The 17358-nt window shown below is 54.7% G+C and carries 18 protein-coding genes and 1 other annotated feature; all 18 genes read left to right on the forward strand.

Annotation, left to right across the window (positions count from 1 at the left end):
* Positions 1-404 (forward strand): aminomethyltransferase beta-barrel domain-containing protein (locus T260_RS0121240; RefSeq protein WP_031213330.1); only part of this gene is annotated, 404 nt, incomplete at its 5' end.
* 90 nt (positions 405-494) lie between these two features.
* Entirely contained in the window at positions 495-1157 is a 663-nt protein-coding gene (locus tag T260_RS122355) for a tetratricopeptide repeat protein (protein ID WP_011232039.1), read from the forward strand.
* A gap of 19 nt (positions 1158-1176) precedes the next feature.
* A complete protein-coding gene (gene recD2 / locus T260_RS122350) occupies positions 1177-3537 on the forward strand; it encodes an SF1B family DNA helicase RecD2 (RefSeq protein ID WP_011232038.1) in 2361 nt (786 codons plus the stop codon).
* Positions 3538-3562: 25 nt separating this feature from the next.
* Positions 3563-4036 carry a PRC-barrel domain-containing protein gene (locus T260_RS122345; protein WP_011232037.1) on the forward strand — a complete coding sequence of 158 codons (474 nt, stop codon included), beginning with the start codon at positions 3563-3565 and terminating at the stop codon, positions 4034-4036.
* Between the two features lie 15 nt (positions 4037-4051).
* On the forward strand, positions 4052-4243 hold the full coding sequence (locus tag T260_RS122340; RefSeq protein WP_008881018.1) for a YrzR-like zinc ribbon domain: 192 nt from the start codon (positions 4052-4054) through the stop codon (positions 4241-4243).
* 12 nt (positions 4244-4255) lie between these two features.
* Positions 4256-4390 (forward strand): YrzQ family protein, encoded by a 135-nt coding sequence (locus tag T260_RS1000000139245; protein WP_013144658.1) that lies wholly within the window; start codon positions 4256-4258, stop codon positions 4388-4390.
* Positions 4391-4508: 118 nt separating this feature from the next.
* Positions 4509-5570, forward strand: a complete 1062-nt coding sequence (locus T260_RS122335) for an AI-2E family transporter (protein ID WP_021321998.1) — start codon at positions 4509-4511, stop codon at positions 5568-5570.
* A gap of 47 nt (positions 5571-5617) precedes the next feature.
* Positions 5618-5842 (forward strand) — a binding site (T-box leader).
* A 46-nt stretch (positions 5843-5888) separates the two neighbouring features.
* Positions 5889-8525 carry an alanine--tRNA ligase gene (alaS, locus tag T260_RS122330; protein ID WP_023634609.1) on the forward strand — a complete coding sequence of 879 codons (2637 nt, stop codon included), beginning with the start codon at positions 5889-5891 and terminating at the stop codon, positions 8523-8525.
* Positions 8526-8592: 67 nt separating this feature from the next.
* Positions 8593-8859 (forward strand): IreB family regulatory phosphoprotein, encoded by a 267-nt coding sequence (locus T260_RS122325; protein ID WP_011232033.1) that lies wholly within the window; start codon positions 8593-8595, stop codon positions 8857-8859.
* Between the two features lie 4 nt (positions 8860-8863).
* Complete coding sequence (ruvX, locus tag T260_RS122320) at positions 8864-9280, forward strand: Holliday junction resolvase RuvX (protein ID WP_011232032.1); 417 nt, start codon at positions 8864-8866, stop codon at positions 9278-9280.
* A gap of 15 nt (positions 9281-9295) precedes the next feature.
* Positions 9296-9595, forward strand: a complete 300-nt coding sequence (locus T260_RS122315) for a DUF1292 domain-containing protein (protein WP_011232031.1) — start codon at positions 9296-9298, stop codon at positions 9593-9595.
* Between the two features lie 241 nt (positions 9596-9836).
* Positions 9837-10928, forward strand: coding sequence for an endolytic transglycosylase MltG (mltG, locus tag T260_RS122310; protein ID WP_011232030.1), 1092 nt, complete (start codon positions 9837-9839; stop codon positions 10926-10928).
* Between the two features lie 437 nt (positions 10929-11365).
* The gene (locus T260_RS122305) at positions 11366-12019 is read left to right on the forward strand and encodes an O-methyltransferase (RefSeq protein WP_014196397.1); all 654 of its coding nucleotides are present in this window, start codon (positions 11366-11368) and stop codon (positions 12017-12019) included.
* A complete protein-coding gene (locus T260_RS122300) occupies positions 12016-12945 on the forward strand; it encodes a peptidase U32 family protein (protein ID WP_011232028.1) in 930 nt (309 codons plus the stop codon). The genes T260_RS122305 and T260_RS122300 overlap by 4 nt, the downstream gene beginning before the upstream one ends.
* An 18-nt stretch (positions 12946-12963) precedes the next feature.
* Positions 12964-14232 (forward strand): peptidase U32 family protein, encoded by a 1269-nt coding sequence (locus T260_RS122295; protein WP_011232027.1) that lies wholly within the window; start codon positions 12964-12966, stop codon positions 14230-14232.
* Between the two features lies 1 nt (position 14233).
* Positions 14234-14869, forward strand: coding sequence for a uridine kinase (gene udk / locus T260_RS122290; protein ID WP_011232026.1), 636 nt, complete (start codon positions 14234-14236; stop codon positions 14867-14869).
* Between the two features lie 110 nt (positions 14870-14979).
* Positions 14980-15456 (forward strand): transcription elongation factor GreA, encoded by a 477-nt coding sequence (greA, locus tag T260_RS122285; RefSeq protein ID WP_011232025.1) that lies wholly within the window; start codon positions 14980-14982, stop codon positions 15454-15456.
* Between the two features lie 121 nt (positions 15457-15577).
* The gene (locus tag T260_RS122280; protein WP_023634610.1) at positions 15578-17350 is read left to right on the forward strand and encodes a peptidoglycan D,D-transpeptidase FtsI family protein; all 1773 of its coding nucleotides are present in this window, start codon (positions 15578-15580) and stop codon (positions 17348-17350) included.
* Positions 17351-17358 lie beyond the last annotated feature (8 nt).

A 17358-nucleotide genomic window follows, 5' to 3' on the forward strand; every position in this document is an offset into this window, starting at 1 on the left:
GCGCCGGCATCGAAAAATGGGCCGAAAATGGCATCGGCGGCAGCGGCGAACCGTGGTTTGTCGTCGGCAAAGATGTGCGCGAAAATGTGCTGTATGTCGCCCAAGGGTTTGAAAACGAATATTTGTATTCCACCTCGCTAAAGGCGGTCGATGTCAACTGGGTGTCTGACCGCAAGCCGGAAGCGCCGTTCCGTTGCACGGCGAAATTTCGCTATCGTCAGCCTGATGTCGGCGTGACGGTCCACCCGCTTGCGGACGGCGGGGCGGAAGTCGTGTTTGATGCGCCGGCGCGGGCGGTGACGCCGGGGCAGGCGGTTGTTTTTTACAACGGCGAGGAATGCCTCGGCGGCGGTACGATCGATGAGGTGTTCCGCAACGGCGAAAAGCTTTGGTATGTTGGTTGACGGATGTGCCGGTGCGCACGATCTTCAATCAGGCTATTAGGCTGGAGGCCGTTGCTTGAAAATCACGTTGAATCAGGGAGGGGATGGGCGGTGGCCAATTTCAACGAACAAGGCTTGGCGTATATGCGCGAGGGGAAGTATGAGGAAGCCATCCGCTGTTTTTCCGCTGCGGTCGAACAGCATCCGGACGATCCAGCCGGGTACATTAACATTGGCACGGTTCTCGTTGCTGCCGGTGAAGAAGAGAAGGCGCTTGACTGTTTCCGACAGGCGTTGAAAATTGACAAGAAGGCGGCGGCCGCGTATTACGGCATGGGTACAGTGCATTATAAGCGTGAGCAGTTCGCGAAAGCGAAAGATATGTTTGAGCGCGCGCTAGGGCTTGGTCTTGACGATGCCGATACGCATTTTATGCTCGGCATGTCCTTATGGCGGCTCGAGATGCCGCGGCTGGCGCTGCCGTATTTGCAGCGCGCGGCTGAGCTGAACGAGACGGATGCCGAAGCGCTGTTTCAGCTTGGCCTTTGCCTCGCCACGCTCGATTATGTCGATGAGGCGAAGCGTTATTTCGAAAAAACGTTGGAACTCGATCCGCGCCACGCTGATGCGTACTACAATTTAGGCGTCATTTATGCGTACAAAGATGAGCTCGATGCCGCCCGCAATATGTTTGCTGCTGCCTTGGAAGCCAAGCCCGATCACGTGCTTGCCGGATACGGAAAGAAACTGATGGAAAAGCGGCTTGCGCCGTAAAAAGGCAGGGGGATGGCTGTTGCAAGAGCAACAAATCCTCGCCCTTGACGGACGCACGTTCATTAAAGGAGTGTGCTTGGCGGTCATTTTTCATAATGAGGAAACATTGTACACGGTCGTCCGCGTGCGCGTTGAGGAAACGAACGAAGCGCCCGTTGAGGAGGAAGTCGTCGTCACCGGCTATTTTCCGCGTTTAAACGAAGGGGACGTCTACATCTTTTACGGACAATTCCGCCAACATCCGCGTTTTGGCCGCCAATATGCGGCTAGTCAGTTCCGCAAACAGCTTCCGAACACGAAAGAAGGAGTCATTCATTATTTATCGAGCGGTTTGTTTAAAGGAATCGGCAAAAAAACGGCTGCGGCGATTGTCGAGACGCTCGGCGAAAACGCGATCGCCGCGATTTTGCGCGACCCCAGGGCGCTAGAGCGTGTGCCGAAGCTGACGAAAAAAAAGGCGAAGCAGCTGTACGATGCGCTTCGCGCCCACGAAGGGCTTGAGCAAACGATGATCGCCCTCGCCCAGCTCGGTTTTGGCCCGCAGCTGGCCATGAAAATTTACCAAGCGTATGGCGAAGAAGCGGTTGATATCATCCACGAGAACCCGTACCAGCTCGTTGAGGATATCGAAGGGATCGGCTTTGGCCGCGCTGATGAAATCGGGCGCCAGCTCGGCATTTCCGGCAGCCATCCGGCCCGGCTGCGCGCCGCCTCGTTGTTTGTTCTTGAACAGGCGTGCTTGCAGGAAGGGCACGTTTATTTGCGCGAGGAAGAGCTGATGGAGCGCATCGGGGAGCTGCTTGACGGAAGGCTGAGCGGTGCGGTGGATGGACGAGCGATCAGCCAAACGCTTCTGATGTTAAGCGAAGAAGGGAAGCTGATCGCCGAGCAAGGGCGTTATTATCTCCCTTCCCTTTACTTCGCCGAGAAAGGGATCGTCTCCAACATTAAGCGGCTGCTCGGGCAGACGCCGCCGTCGGCGTTTGCCGAGTCGGAGTTTTTGCTGGCGCTTGGGGCGCTTGAGGAACGGCTTGGCATGCAATATGCCCCCCAGCAAAGGGAAGCGATCCAACAAGCGCTTTCTTCGCCGCTGTTTATTTTGACCGGCGGTCCGGGAACGGGGAAAACGACGGTCATCAAAGGCATCGTCGAGCTGTTTGCCGCCCTAAACGGCCTGTCTCTTGACCCGGCTGACTACAAACAAGGCGAGCCGTTTCCGGTGCTGCTGGCCGCACCGACCGGCCGAGCGGCGAAGCGGATGAGCGAGGCGACCGGGCTGCCGGCGGCGACGATCCACCGCTTGCTCGGCTGGAATGGGGCGGAAGGGTTCAGCCGCGACGAGAACGAACCGATTTCCGGCAAGCTGCTTGTCATCGATGAGATGTCGATGGTCGACACGTGGCTCGCCAACCAGCTGTTAAAAGCCGTGCCAAACGGCATGCAAGTCATTTTTGTCGGCGATGAGGATCAATTGCCATCCGTCGGGCCAGGGCAAGTGCTGAAAGACTTGCTCTCTTCAGGCGTCATTCCATTCGCTCGGTTGACCGAGGTGTATCGCCAGGCGGAAGGATCATCGATCATCGAGCTTGCTCATGAGATGAAGCGCGGCGTCGTGCCGGACGATTTGACCGCTCCGAAGGCAGACCGTTCATTCATCCGCTGCCGTGCGGGCCAGGTCGTCGATGTCGTGCGGCAAATCGCGGACAACGCGCGCAAAAAAGGGTTTTCCGTCAAAGATATTCAAGTGCTCGCCCCGATGTACCGTGGTCCAGCGGGCATTGACCAATTGAACAAAGCGCTTCAAGAGCTGTTCAACCCGCCGGCTGAGGGGAAGCGGGAGCTGTCGGTCGGTGAGGTCGTCTACCGCGTCGGCGATAAGGTGCTGCAGCTCGTCAATCAACCGGAAGACAATGTGTTTAACGGCGACATCGGCGAAATCGTTGCCATTTTTTACGCCAAAGAAAATATCGAAAAGCAAGACTTGCTCGTCGTCTCGTTTGATGGCATTGAAGTGACGTACACACGGCAAGATTTAGGACAAATCACCCATGCGTACTGCTGTTCGGTTCATAAGGCGCAAGGAAGCGAGTTTCCAATCGTCATTTTGCCCGTCGTCAAAAGCTATTACCGGATGTTGAAACGGAATTTGTTGTATACTGCGGTGACAAGAAGCAAGCAGTTTCTCGTTTTATGCGGGGAAGAGGAAGCGTTTCGATTCGGCGTCGCAAAACAAAGCGACGGAGCGCGCCAGACGGCGCTCGCTGAGAAGCTGGCGGGGGCGGCGGCGCCGTTTGTCGAGGTCGAACTGCCGTTTGAAGAGGCGAACATGGGGATGGAAAACGTTACGCCGTATGACTTTATGGGCGATGAGCCAAGCTAAAGGTGGCTGGAAAGGTGGGAGAACGATGCGGACGTTTTCCGACATCAAGGGCCTTCCCATTTATGAACAAACGACGGGAAAAATGGTCGGAACGATCGCTGACATTTGGTTTACCAGCCACGGCGCGGTCAAAGGGCTTGTCGCGGAACAGGGCGGTTTGTTCGGCCGCCGCCGCTATTTGCCGCTTTCAGCCGTGCAGTCGTTCGAAAACGACCGAGTCATCATCTGTGATGCCGATAGCTTCCAGCCGTTTCCTTCTCCTGACAGCGGCCACTCTCTTTACGGCGAACGCGGCCTCGCCGGCAGCATGGTTGTCGCCGCGGACGGAACAACGATCGGACTGTTGGATGACGTATATTTTGACGGGCAATTGGGCAAAATTGACGGATACGAGATCAGCGAGGGATTTTTTTCCGATTTGACCGAAGGAAAGAAACGAATGGAGCTCGCTCCGTTCACCGCCAGAGAAGGCGTGGTCACCGTGGAAACAACGATGTAAGGAGAGTGGCTGTCCATGCTCATTTGCCCGAATTGCAAACGAAAAAATTTAGGGAAAATCGGCGTCAACCAGTACTACTGCTGGGATTGCTTTATTGAGCTGTCCGTCTCGAAAGGGATGATCCACGCCCATCAAGTGGAAGAAGACGGAACGTTGAGTTCTCTTGACGACTTGTTTGACGACCACGAACGCACGATCCAATTTTAGGGGGGGACACGCATGAACCGGATGATGACGTCGCTGTTAGCAGTCGGATTAGGCGTCGCCGCTTATCAGCTCGCCCAACGAAACGATTGGATGAACGGTCGCACGATGCGGAGGATGCGCCGCCGCTTGATGCAAGCGATCCGCTGACGGCGCTCGCCCTCGCCTTTGCGCGGGGGCGTCGCCTTGTGGCTGTCAAATAGTGCTAAAAGCGGTGAAGGCATATTTCCCGCCGCATCTCCTACACTAAACGGTAGGAGGTGTGGCGATGGGCGAGCAACAATGGCTGTCGTTCTTTCGCATCGGAAAATGGCTGCTCATGACGGCAATCATCTATTTGATCGTTCGGATGAAAGACGTTTGGCGGCCGGTCATTGATTTTATCGCAACGGTGTTGACGCCGTTTTTGCTGGCGTCGTTTATTACGTATTTGCTCTACCCGCTTGTGGAATCCATCCATCGCAAAGGAATGCCGCGCGCCCTTGCCATTTTGTTGATTTATTTGTTGTTTTTCGGTTTGGTCGGCTACGGCTTGTACCGCGGCGTGCCGCTATTCATCGCCCAGTTGCGTGAACTGGATGAACAGCTGCCGTCTTTGATGAATACATACCGCCAATGGGTGCGCCACATCCACGACGAGACGTCGAATTGGCCGCTTGAGGTGCACACGCGCATCGAAGCGATGTTTGCCGAGATCGAGCAGGCAGCGGCGGCCGCCGTCGCGATGGCGATCAACGCCGCCAAATCGTTCATCGGTTCGGCGGCGACGCTGTTGATCATTCCGTTTATCGTCTTCTATATGTTAAAAGACATCGATGTGTTGAAAAAAGCGATTTGGTACATGACACCGAAGCGGTGGCGTGGGCCGGGGATGACGTTTTTGAAGGATGTCGATGAATCGCTCGGCGGCTACATTCGCGGCCAGCTGTTCGTCTGTGCGGCGATCGGTCTGGCAGCGGCGCTCGGCTTGTGGCTTGCCGGCATGGATTATCCGCTGTTGCTCGGCTTTGTCATTGGCGTGACGAACATCATCCCGTATTTTGGCCCGCTGATCGGCGCCGTTCCAGCGGTCATTTTGGCTGCCACCGTCTCGCTGAAAATGGTCGTGATCGTGCTTGTCATCATTTTTACCTTGCAGTTTTTAGAAGGGAACATCTTGTCGCCGTTGATCGTCGGCAAAAGCGTGCATATGCATCCGCTTGTCATTATGCTCGCCCTCTTTGCCGGCGGCGAGCTCGCCGGCGTGCTCGGCCTCATTCTCGCCGTTCCGACGGCGGCGGTGCTGAAAGTGGCCATCGCCCATTGGAAAGAGCATTATGCTTCGCATTGACAAATGCTCTCTGCTTGTCTATAATCTTTCAATGAAAAAAGCGAATACATAACGCGATGACGGATCGAGTATGTTGCAGTCCATCTTAACGCGCGAGCTCGCGCACAGAGAGGAATTTCCGCGGCTGAAAGAAATTCCAGATGAAGGGCAACAGAAGGCTAATCCGGAGCGCAGGCAAAACCTGACGCAAGGCTGCGTTACGGCCAAAGAGGTGATGGGCGTTTTTTGCCCATAAACAGGGTGGTACCGCGAGCATAACTCTCGTCCCTGCAGGGGATGGGAGTTTTTTTATATAAAAGGCGAAAGGGGAGGATCATCATGAAAAAGCTGACATCCGCCCAAGTGCGGCGCATGTTTTTAGAGTTTTTCCAAGAAAAAGGCCATGCGGTTGAGCCGAGCGCATCGCTCATTCCGGTCGACGACCCGTCGCTGTTGTGGATCAACAGCGGCGTCGCGACGTTGAAAAAATACTTTGACGGGCGCATCGTTCCGGAAAACCCGCGCATTTGCAACGCGCAAAAATCGATCCGCACCAACGACATCGAAAACGTCGGGAAAACGGCGCGCCACCATACGTTTTTTGAAATGCTCGGCAACTTTTCGATCGGCGATTACTTCAAGCGGGAAGCGATCCATTGGGCATGGGAGTTTTTGACGAGCGACAAATGGATCGGTTTTGATCCGGAACGGTTGTCCGTCACCGTCCATCCGGAAGACGAGGAAGCGTACAACATTTGGCGCAACGAAATCGGCTTGCCGGAAGAGCGGATCATTCGCCTTGAAGGCAACTTCTGGGACATCGGCGAAGGCCCGAGCGGTCCGAACACGGAAATCTTTTACGACCGCGGCGAAGCGTTCGGCAACGACCCGAACGATCCGGAGCTGTACCCAGGCGGGGAAAATGACCGCTATTTAGAAGTATGGAACCTTGTCTTTTCGCAGTTTAACCATAACCCGGACGGCACGTACACGCCGCTGCCGAAGAAAAACATCGACACCGGCATGGGCTTGGAGCGGATGTGCTCGATTTTGCAAGACGTGCCGACGAACTTTGAAACCGACTTGTTCCTGCCGATCATCCGCGCGACCGAGCAGATCGCCGGCGAGCGGTATGGCGAAGATCCGGACAAAGACGTCGCCTTTAAGGTGATCGCCGACCATATTCGAGCCGTGACGTTCGCGATCGGCGACGGGGCGCTGCCGTCAAATGAGGGCCGCGGTTATGTGCTGCGCCGCCTGCTCCGCCGCGCGGTGCGCTATGCGAAACATATCGGCATTGACCGTCCGTTTATGTACGAACTCGTCCCGGTCGTCGGCGAGATTATGCACGACTACTATCCGGAGGTGAAAGAAAAAGCCGATTTCATCGCCCGCGTCATCCGGACGGAAGAAGAACGGTTCCATGAAACGCTCCATGAAGGGCTCGCCATATTGGCGGAGGTGATCGAAAAGGCGAAAGAGCAAGGAAGCGACGTCATTCCGGGCGAGGAAGCGTTCCGCCTGTATGATACGTACGGCTTTCCGATCGAGCTGACGGAAGAGTACGCCGCTGAAGCGGGCATGACGGTCGACCATGCCGGATTTGAGCGCGAGATGGAGCGGCAACGCGAACGGGCGCGCGCGGCCCGGCAAGATGTCGATTCGATGCAAGTCCAAGGCGGAGTGCTCGGTGACATTAAAGATGAAAGCCGGTTTGTCGGCTACGATGAGCTTGTTGCCGCATCGACGGTCATCGCCATCGTCAAAGACGGGCGGCTTGTCGAGGAAGTGAAAGCCGGCGAAGAGGCGCAAATCATCGTCGATGTGACGCCATTTTACGCCGAAAGCGGCGGACAAATCGCTGACCAAGGCGTGTTTGAAAGCGAAACAGGAACAGCGGTCGTCAAAGATGTGCAAAAAGCGCCGAACGGCCAACATCTTCATGCGATCATCGTCGAACGCGGAACGGTGAAAAAAGGATCCCGCTATACGGCGCGCGTCGATGAAGCAAAGCGGATGCGCATCGTAAAAAACCATACGGCGACCCATTTGCTCCATCAAGCGCTAAAAGACGTGCTCGGCCGCCATGTCAACCAAGCGGGGTCGCTTGTCGCCCCGGACCGGCTTCGTTTTGACTTCACCCATTTTGGGCAAGTGAAGCCAGAGGAGCTCGAGCGCATCGAAGCCATCGTCAACGAACAAATTTGGAAAAGCCTCCCAGTTGACATTTTTTATAAACCGCTCGAGGAAGCGAAAGCGATGGGCGCGATGGCGCTGTTTGGCGAAAAATACGGCGACATCGTCCGCGTCGTCAAAGTCGGCGACTACAGCCTCGAGCTGTGCGGCGGCTGCCATGTGCCCAACACATCAGCCATCGGGTTGTTTAAAATCGTCTCCGAGTCCGGCATCGGCGCCGGCACGCGCCGGATTGAAGCGGTGACCGGGGAAGCGGCATACCGCTTTATGAGCGAACAGCTTGCTATTTTGCAAGAGGCGGCGCAAAAACTGAAAACAAGCCCGAAAGAATTAAATGCGCGTCTTGACGGACTGTTTGCCGAGCTGAAAGAGCTCGAGCGCGAAAATGAATCGCTTGCTGCCCGCCTCGCCCATATGGAAGCTGAGCACCTCACCCGTCAAGTGAAAGATGTAAACGGCGTGCCGGTGTTGGCGGCAAAAGTGCAGGCCAATGACATGAATCAACTGCGGGCCATGGCTGATGATTTGAAACAAAAGCTCGGCACGGCGGTCATCGTGTTGGCGTCCGTCCAGGGCGGAAAAGTGCAACTGATTGCCGCAGTAACGGACGATTTGGTGAAAAAAGGATTCCATGCCGGCAAGCTGGTGAAAGAAGTAGCGTCGCGTTGCGGTGGGGGCGGCGGCGGGCGCCCGGATTTGGCGCAAGCTGGCGGCAAGGACCCAAGCAAGGTCGGCGAAGCGCTCGGTTATGTCGAAACATGGGTGAAATCCGTTTCCTAATTGGCGCGGATCGTGTACAATGGATGTAAAAGGACGGGGTGCCTGAATAAGGAGCGAGGTGGAAACGGTGAGCTCGTTTGACCAAACGATGCAGTTTCATTTTTCCGAGGAGCCGGCCGAGACGAACGTTCGCGAAGTGTTGTTGACGGTGTATGGCGCCTTGCAGGAAAAAGGCTACAATCCGATCAATCAAATTGTCGGCTACTTGTTGTCCGGCGACCCAGCTTACATTCCGCGCCATAAAGATGCGCGTGCGCTCATCCGCAAAATTGAACGCGACGAATTAATCGAGGAATTGGTGAAATTCTATTTACAGGGGCAACGAAAGGATTAACCTGATGCGGACGCTAGGATTAGATTTGGGAACGAAAACGCTCGGCGTTGCCGTTAGCGACGAACTCGGCCTTACAGCGCAAGGATTGGAGACGATCGCCATTGATACGGAGCGCGGCGACTACGGCTTAAAGCGGCTGCGCGCCATCATCGATGAGTACGGCGTCGATACGATTGTCGTCGGGTGGCCGAAAAACATGAACGGCACGCTCGGGCCGCGCGCTGAGGCAAGCGAGCGGTTCGCCGCCAAATTGCGAGAGGAGTTTTCTTTGCCCGTTGTGCTTTGGGATGAACGGCTGTCGACGATGGCCGCCGAACGGATGTTGATCGCTGCCGACGTCAGCCGGAAAAAGCGGCGGAAAGTGATCGACAAAATGGCGGCGGCCGTCATTTTGCAGTCATATTTGGACAGTAAACGATAAATTGGAGGAGAAAACATGGAACACGGAGACCGTCATATTACCGTTGTCGACGAACATGGCAACGAGCAGCTGTGCGAAATTTTGTTTACGTTTGAATCAGATGATTTCGGCAAATCGTATGTGTTTTACTATCCGGTCGGCGTCGAGGCGGAAGATGAGAACGGCGAGACGGAAGTGCACGTTTCCGCCTTCATCCCTGGGGATGAGAACAAAGAAGGCGAACTGCTCCCAATCGAGACGGAAGAAGAGTGGGACATGATCGAAGAAGTATGGAATACGTTTTGCGCTGAACAGGAAGAGGAAGACGACGAATAACGGACAGCAGAGGGGGCCAAAAGGATCGGGGCCCCTTTTCTTATTGCCGTATTATGCGCTGAGAAACGATAAGTTGTGTTCCATGCAATGGTTCAGACATCTTCTTGTTTGTCCGACAAATGTTGCGAAGGGCTTCGATTGACCGGCGCGTTTCCTCCCCTGGCTTTGCATTTTTTGACCGTCAAGGGCGAAAAATGCGGAACTTTGTAGTATAATATGGCCGGGTGAAAGGAGGACAAAGATGAAACAGAACGATTTTAGGGCGCCAGAGGCGCGGCTTGTGCGGAAAATCGTCTTGATTGTCTGTGCTGTTCTGCTGGCGGCGTTTGTCATTGCCGGCGCCAGCAGTTTCTTATACATCCGTTCAGCGCTTAAGCCCGTCGACCCGAATGACCGCACCCCGGTCCATGTCTCGATTCCGATCGGTTCATCGGCGGCGGCGATTGCCGAGCAGCTCGAACAAAAGCGGCTCATTAAAAGCGCGGCCGTGTTTCGCTTATATGTCCGCTGGAAAAATGAATCCGGCTTCCAGGCTGGGGAGTATGAGTTGACGCGGGCGATGCCAATGGCGCGCATCATTGAGCTGTTAAAAACGGGGAAATCGCTAAAAATCGGATTGAAGCTGACCGTTCCGGAAGGGTCGCAATTGGTGCAAATCGCTGACCTCATTGCTGCGAAAACAGGGTACAAACAAGAACAAATTATGAAATTGCTTAACGATCGCGCGTATATCGAACGGCTGATGAAAATGCACCCGGATTTGTTGACTGATGATATTTTTCGGAAAGGCATCCGCTATCCGCTGGAAGGCTACTTGTTCCCGGCGACGTATGTGTTTGCTGACGAAAAGCCGCCGCTCTCAGAGATCATTGAGGCGATGGTGGCGAAAACGGCAGCTGTGCTTGACACATATAAGGCAGCGATGAAAGAAAAGAACATGTCGCCGCATCAGCTGTTGACGATGTCGTCGCTCATTGAGGAAGAGGCGACGGAAAAAGCTGACCGCCAAAAAATCGCCAGCGTGTTTTACAATCGGCTGCACCGCGGCATGCCGCTTCAAACCGACCCGACCGTTTTGTACGCCCTTGGCGAACATAAAGAGCGTGTGTTGTATAAAGATTTGCAGGTCAATTCGCCGTACAACACGTACATTCATAAAGGGCTGCCGCCGGGGCCGATCGCCAACGCCGGCGTAATGTCGATCGAAGCGGCGCTTGAACCGGCGGCGACCGACTATTTATACTTTTTGGCGACACCGGGCGGCGAGGTCATTTTTACGAAAACGTTGGCCGAGCATAACCGGGAAAAGGCGAAGCATATTGGAAAACAATAGGTCAAAACGGAAGGTAATGGCCGGTGGGGTGAAACGGCTTCGCTTTTCCGCTGTTTTATGGTAGTATAGTTGAACAGACCAACGATAAGAGTCCTTTGCGGCTCTTATTTTTCATGACGACAAAGCGCAAATGCCGGGTTGTATATAGATGCAATTTGAAGCTTTACCATTTGTAGTTTTTCCCGAGTATTTGATCGACTGTCGGGCGACCGAACAACGCCGCTTCCAGACCCATATATGGGTCTGTGAAGCAGGCCGGTTGTTCGGTCTTCCGTCACGCCAAGGCGTGACGGAGGCAAGCCACAGGCTTGCCTCCGACAGTCGAAAATGGGCAAACCGCTTTTCCGTCAAGGATATATTAAACTTCTTCGTTGCATCTATATAGTTCAACTTTGGCGAGCGCTTTTCAGTTTGCTGACGGCAGGGAGGAATTCCTCTTGCTTTCCAATGACATTGTTTCGTACTTGCAAAAGCTGCGTCCGGCGCCGGATGAGGACATTGAGGAGATGGAGCAGTACGCCTATCGACACCGCATACCGATCATGGATCCGGTGAGCGTCGAAGTGCTGTTATTCATCTTGAAGCTGATCAGGCCGCGCCGCATTTTGGAAATCGGCACGGCGATCGGCTATTCGGCGATCCGGATGGCAAAGGCGCTGCCGGATGCGCGCATTGTGACGATCGAAAAAGACCGGGAGCGGTATGAGCGCGCCCGTTTTTACATCGAAAAGACGAACACCAAGCGGCAAATCGAGGCGGTGTTGGGCGATGCGCTCGCGGTCGAGGCCGGTGTGGCGGCCGCCGCGCCGTTTGATGTGCTGTTTATTGATGCCGCCAAAGGGCAATATGAGCGCTTTTTTACGCTCTATGAGCCGTTTGTGGCTGCAGGCGGCCTCATCATCAGCGACAACGTCTTGTTTAAGGGGCTCGTCGCCGCCGAAGCGCCGGCGGACAATCGACGGCTTTGGAACATCGCCCGAAAAATTCGCCGCTACAATGAGTGGCTCATGAGTCGAAGCGGTTATGATACGGTCATCATTCCGGTCGGCGATGGGCTCGCCATATCGAAAAAACGAGGTGAAGAACAGTGAAAAAACCCGAATTGCTCGTGACGCCGACGAGCGTTGCCCATATCGACGAGCTGGCTGAAGCCGGAGCGGACGCGGTCATCATTGGCGAGCAGCGCTACGGTTTGCGGCTTGCCGGCGAATTTTCCCGCCATGATGTCGCTGCCGCCGTCAAAGCCGCCCACCGGCGCGGCATGAACGTGTATGTGGCGATGAACGCCATTTTCCATAACGATAAAGTGGACGAGCTTGGCGACTACGTCGCGTTTTTGGCTGATGTCGGCGCCGATGCCATCGTCTTCGGCGATCCCGCGGTGCTCTTGACTGTCCGAGAAACGGCGCCGCACATGAAGCTCCACTGGAGCACGGAGACGACAGCGACGAACTGGTATGCGTGCAACTATTGGGGCCGGAAAGGGGCGAAGCGCGCCGTCTTGGCCCGCGAGTTGAACATGGACGCCATTTTGGAAATCAAAGCCCATGCCGAAGTGGAAATCGAGGTGCAAGTGCACGGCGCGATGTGCATGTACCAATCGAAGCGCTCGCTGATCGGCAGCTATTTTGAATATCAAGGGAAAGTGATGGAAGTTGAACGGAAGAAGTACGAAAAAGGGATGTTTCTTTACGACAAAGAGCGCGACAACAAATATCCGATTTTTGAAGACGAAAACGGCACGCATATTATGAGCCCGAACGATGTTTGCATGATCGATGAGCTCGGCGACATGGTCGAGGCCGGCATCGACAGCTTTAAAATTGACGGGATTTTGCACGAGCCGCGCTACATTACCGAAGTGACGAAGCTGTACCGCCGCGCCATCGATTTATGCGCGGATGACCGCGAGCGGTACGAACGGGAAAAAGAGGAGCTGCTTGCGGCCGTTGAAGCGCTTCAGCCGCCGCATCGCCGCATCGACACCGGATTTTTCTTCAAAGAGACCATTTATTGAGAAAAGGAGGGAAGCAGCATGCTTTTAAAAAATGATCGCATCTCCGAAATCATTGACGGCAAGCGCGTCATTGTGAAAAAGCCAGAGCTGCTCGCCCCGGCCGGCAACTTGGAAAAACTGAAAATCGCCGTCCATTACGGTGCAGACGCCGTCTTTATCGGAGGCCAAGAGTACAGCTTGCGCGCCAACGCCGACAACTTTACGATCGAGGAAATTCGCGAAGGGGTCGAATTTGCCAATCGATACGGAGCCAAAGTATACGTAACGGCCAATATTTACGCCCATAACGAAAACATCCCTGGCCTTGATGACTATTTGCGGGCGCTTGAAGATGCCGGTGTTTGCGGCATCATCGTCGCCGACCCGCTCATCATCGAAACGGCGCGCCGGGTGGCGCCGAAGCTTGAAGTGCATTTAAGCACGCAGCAATCGCTTACCAACTGGAAAGCGGTCCAATTTTGGAAAGAGGAAGGGCTCGAGCGGGTTGTGCTCGCTCGTGAAGTGGGCGCAGAAGAAATCCGGCAGATCAAAGAGAAAGTCGATATTGAAATCGAGGCGTTCATCCATGGGGCGATGTGTTCCGCCTACTCCGGCCGCTGTGTATTGAGCAACCATATGACGGCGCGCGACTCAAACCGCGGCGGATGCTGCCAGTCGTGCCGCTGGGATTACGATTTGTATCAGCTCTCGGACGGCCGGGAAATTCCGTTGTTTGAAAAAGGGGACGCCCCGTTTGCGATGAGCGCGAAAGATTTGAACTTAATCCGCGCCATTCCGGTGATGATCGAATTGGGTGTGGATAGCTTGAAAATTGAAGGGCGGATGAAATCGATCCATTACGTGGCGACGGTTGTCAGTGTCTACCGGAAAGTCATTGATGCCTACTGCGCTGACCCAGACCATTTCACGATCCGCGAAGAGTGGGTGCGGGAGCTGGAGAAATGCGCCAACCGCGAGACGGCGCCGTCGTTCTTTGACGGCTTCCCGGATTATACGAACCATATGTACGGGACGCACAGCCGGAAAACGACGCATGAATTCGCCGGTTTGGTGCTTGGCTATGACCCGGAGACGGGCATCGCCACCGTCCAGCAGCGCAACCATTTCCGCCCGGGCGATGAAGTCGAATTTTTCGGTCCGGAAATTGAAAACTTCACCCAAGTGATTGAGAAAATTTGGGACGAAGACGGCAACGAGCTTGATGCGGCGCGCCATCCGCTGCAAATCGTGAAGTTTAAGGTCAAGCGCCCTCTCTTCCCGTACAACATGATGAGAAAGGAGAATTAAGATGGGGAAGAAGCCCGTTGTCATCGGCGTCGCCGGCGGCTCCGGCTCGGGGAAGACGAGCGTCGCCCGCGCGATTTACGACCATTTCGGCGACCGCTCGATCCTTGTTTTGGAGCAAGACTTTTACTATAAAGATCAAAGCCATCTTCCGTTTGAAGAGCGGCTGAAGACGAACTATGACCATCCGCTGGCGTTTGACAACGATTTGTTGATTGAGCATATTCATAAGCTGCTTCGCTATGAGCCGATTGACAAGCCGGTGTACGATTATACGCTGCACACTCGCTCAAGCGACGTCATTCGCGTGGAGCCAAAGGATGTCATCATCGTGGAGGGCATTCTTGTCTTGGAGGATGAGCGACTCCGCAATTTAATGGACATTAAAGTATATGTCGACACCGACCCGGACATCCGCATCATCCGCCGTCTCATCCGCGATATTAAAGAGCGCGGCCGCACGTTCGATTCGGTCATCGAGCAATATTTGTCCGTCGTCCGGCCGATGCACAACCAGTTTGTCGAACCGACGAAGCGCTACGCGGATGTGATCATTCCGGAAGGCGGACAGAACGTCGTCGCCATCGATTTAATGGTGGCAAAAATTCGCACAGTTCTTGAACAAAAAGCGGTTTTGTAATAACATAACAGAGACAAAACAATATATTATATAACAAGTAAGCGTACGAACAGCCGTTTTTGCTGTTCGTACGTTTTACATAATGCAGAATATATAGAGGAGTGAGATGAATGGCGAACGAAAAGCAGTATCCGATGACGAAAGAGGGAAAAGAGAAACTGGAACAAGAGCTTGAGTACTTAAAAACGGTCAAGCGGAAAGAAGTGGTGGAGCGCATTAAGATTGCGCGCGGGTTCGGGGATTTGTCGGAAAACTCGGAGTACGATGCTGCCAAAGATGAGCAGGCGTTTGTCGAATCGCGCATCCAAATGCTTGAAAACATGATCCGCAACGCCGTCATCATTGAAGAAGACAAAGAAAACCCGGACGTCGTCTCGCTCGGCAAGTCGGTCACGTTCATTGAACTTCCAGACGGCGAGGAAGAGACGTATACGATCGTCGGCAGCGCTGAAGCCGATCCGTTTGAAGGGAAAATTTCCAACGACTCGCCGATTGCGAAATCGCTTCTCGGCCGCCGCGTCGGCGATGAGGTGACGGTGCAAACGCCGGGCGGGGAAATGCTTGTGAAAATCGTGGCTGTGAAATAAGAAGCAGGAGGCGGCCGACCTGAACAAGCGGCGGTGTGCGAAGCGAAGCGAAGAAAATTGCCGCCGCTTGACGTTTCAAACGGAAACACCTCGTCAACACTGATGATGAGGTGTTTTCTTTATGTGGAAAAAACGAACGCTTGCCATGCTCGCCCTCATTCAACTGGGCTTGTTGTTGCTTGTCGGGCGATTGGCGCAGATCCAGCTGATTGACGCCGAGTCGTTCGCCAATCATAATTTAATTGCCGAAAGCGTCGCCCAGCGGACACAAGAACTGATCATTGACGACGGGCGCGGCTCGTTCGTCGACCGAAATGGCGCGCCGCTCACGAAGCGATACGTGCCGTCGCTTGTCTTATTCCCGTTTTTAACGACGATGAAATGGCCGATGGAACAAGTCGCCCGCATCACCGGCGTCTCTAAAGAAGAGATCCGCCGCCAGCTTGAGCAGGCGGACGGTCCGTTCGTCTTAGAGAAGGATGGAGAGCCGCTCGCCTTGAGCGCCCAGCAAATGAAGCAAATTAACGATTTGCGCATTCCGGGCGTCTTAGCTGTCAATAAACAATACTCTCTTGAGGTGGTGTACGCTCCGCATTTGCTTGGCTTCACCCGCCCAGATCAGGAGCTCATCAAGAAGCGTTATCCAAAACGGCCGCTGCCGCCAAAGACCGAAGTGGGCATTCAAGGACTTGAGAAGGCGTTTGATGAGTTTTTGCTCGCCGACGGCGAAACGAAGCTGCTTTATCACCTTGACGCCGAAGGGCGGCCGCTGTTTGGGCTCGATGTCAAATACAGCGATACGGGCAACCCGTTTTATCCCGTCACCGTGCAAACGACGCTTGACCGTGACTTGCAGCAAGAGATGGAGCAGATCGTTGACCGATACGGGTTGAAAAAAGGCGGTCTCGTTTTGCTGGATATTGACACAAACAGTGTGCTCGCCATGGTCAGCCGCCCAAACATGGACCCGCGTGATCCGTACAAAAACCGCGGGGCGGAAAACCAAATAGTGTTGCCGCAAATCCCTGGCTCGATTTTTAAAACAGTCATTGCGGCCGCGGCGCTTGATGAGGGGCTCGCCTCGCTTGAGACAACGTTTGACTGCAGCCGAAAAATTGACGGCAAAACCCGCGATGAGGAGCATGATTACGGCATGCTTGATTTAGCGGACAGCTTTGCCGTCAGTTGCAACAATGCTTTCGCCACGCTCGGCAAGCAGTTGATCGAGCACGATCCCGATGCGTTTGAAACGTATGCGAGAAAGCTTGGGCTGTATCCGACGGCCGGCTGGGAAGGGGCGGTGTACCATGAAGAGCATTTCCGTCAGTTCCCGGAGGAGCAGAAAGGAACGATTTGGCATGATCCGCGCGACAAGAGGGTGCCGCTTGCGGTGGCGCAAACGGCGATCGGGCAAAAAAATGTACGCGTCTCGCCGCTTGGCGTCGCCAACATGATGGCGACCATCGCCCGCGGCGGCGAAGCGCTTCAGGTGCGGGCCGTTGACAAAGTGCTGTATAAAAACGGTGCGACCCTCTTTTCGTTTCCGCCTCAACCGGCTTCAGACATGGCGCCGATCGCGCCGCAGACGGCCGAAGAGCTGCAGCGGCTTTTGCGCAGCGTTGTCACCAAAGAGGATGGCACCGGCCGCCGCTTCCGTTCGCTGCCGTATCCGGTCGCCGGCAAATCCGGGACGGCGGAGACAGGAAAAATGGACGGCGGTGCTGAATTCATTAATAAATGGTTTGCTGGCTATTTTCCAGCCGACCGCCCGAAATACGCCCTCGCTGTCGTTGAGCTCGACTGCCCGAGCGGGCGGGCCTCGACGAATGATGTGTTCGCCGCCGCAGTCGAGGCGCTTTATGCTTATGACCACGCCAAAAATGAAGTGAAGTGACGAACCAA

The organism is Geobacillus thermopakistaniensis, from assembly GCF_000498995.1.
GTDB lineage: Bacteria > Bacillota > Bacilli > Bacillales > Anoxybacillaceae > Geobacillus > Geobacillus thermoleovorans.

What these genes read in the sequence shown, in the direction of transcription:
- T260_RS122345 (WP_011232037.1), top strand. Translation starts at nt 3,563, where the DNA reads ATGCGGACGTTTTCCGACATCAAGGGCCTTCCCATTTATGAACAAACG.
- T260_RS122340 (WP_008881018.1), top strand. Translation starts at nt 4,052, where the DNA reads ATGCTCATTTGCCCGAATTGCAAACGAAAAAATTTAGGGAAAATCGGC.
- ruvX (WP_011232032.1), top strand. Translation starts at nt 8,864, where the DNA reads ATGCGGACGCTAGGATTAGATTTGGGAACGAAAACGCTCGGCGTTGCC.
- T260_RS122335 (WP_021321998.1), top strand. Translation starts at nt 4,509, where the DNA reads ATGGGCGAGCAACAATGGCTGTCGTTCTTTCGCATCGGAAAATGGCTG.
- alaS (WP_023634609.1), top strand. Translation starts at nt 5,889, where the DNA reads ATGAAAAAGCTGACATCCGCCCAAGTGCGGCGCATGTTTTTAGAGTTT.
- greA (WP_011232025.1), top strand. Translation starts at nt 14,980, where the DNA reads ATGGCGAACGAAAAGCAGTATCCGATGACGAAAGAGGGAAAAGAGAAA.
- T260_RS122315 (WP_011232031.1), top strand. Translation starts at nt 9,296, where the DNA reads ATGGAACACGGAGACCGTCATATTACCGTTGTCGACGAACATGGCAAC.
- T260_RS122295 (WP_011232027.1), top strand. Translation starts at nt 12,964, where the DNA reads ATGCTTTTAAAAAATGATCGCATCTCCGAAATCATTGACGGCAAGCGC.
- mltG (WP_011232030.1), top strand. Translation starts at nt 9,837, where the DNA reads ATGAAACAGAACGATTTTAGGGCGCCAGAGGCGCGGCTTGTGCGGAAA.
- T260_RS122280 (WP_023634610.1), top strand. Translation starts at nt 15,578, where the DNA reads ATGTGGAAAAAACGAACGCTTGCCATGCTCGCCCTCATTCAACTGGGC.
- udk (WP_011232026.1), top strand. Translation starts at nt 14,234, where the DNA reads ATGGGGAAGAAGCCCGTTGTCATCGGCGTCGCCGGCGGCTCCGGCTCG.
- T260_RS1000000139245 (WP_013144658.1), top strand. Translation starts at nt 4,256, where the DNA reads ATGAACCGGATGATGACGTCGCTGTTAGCAGTCGGATTAGGCGTCGCC.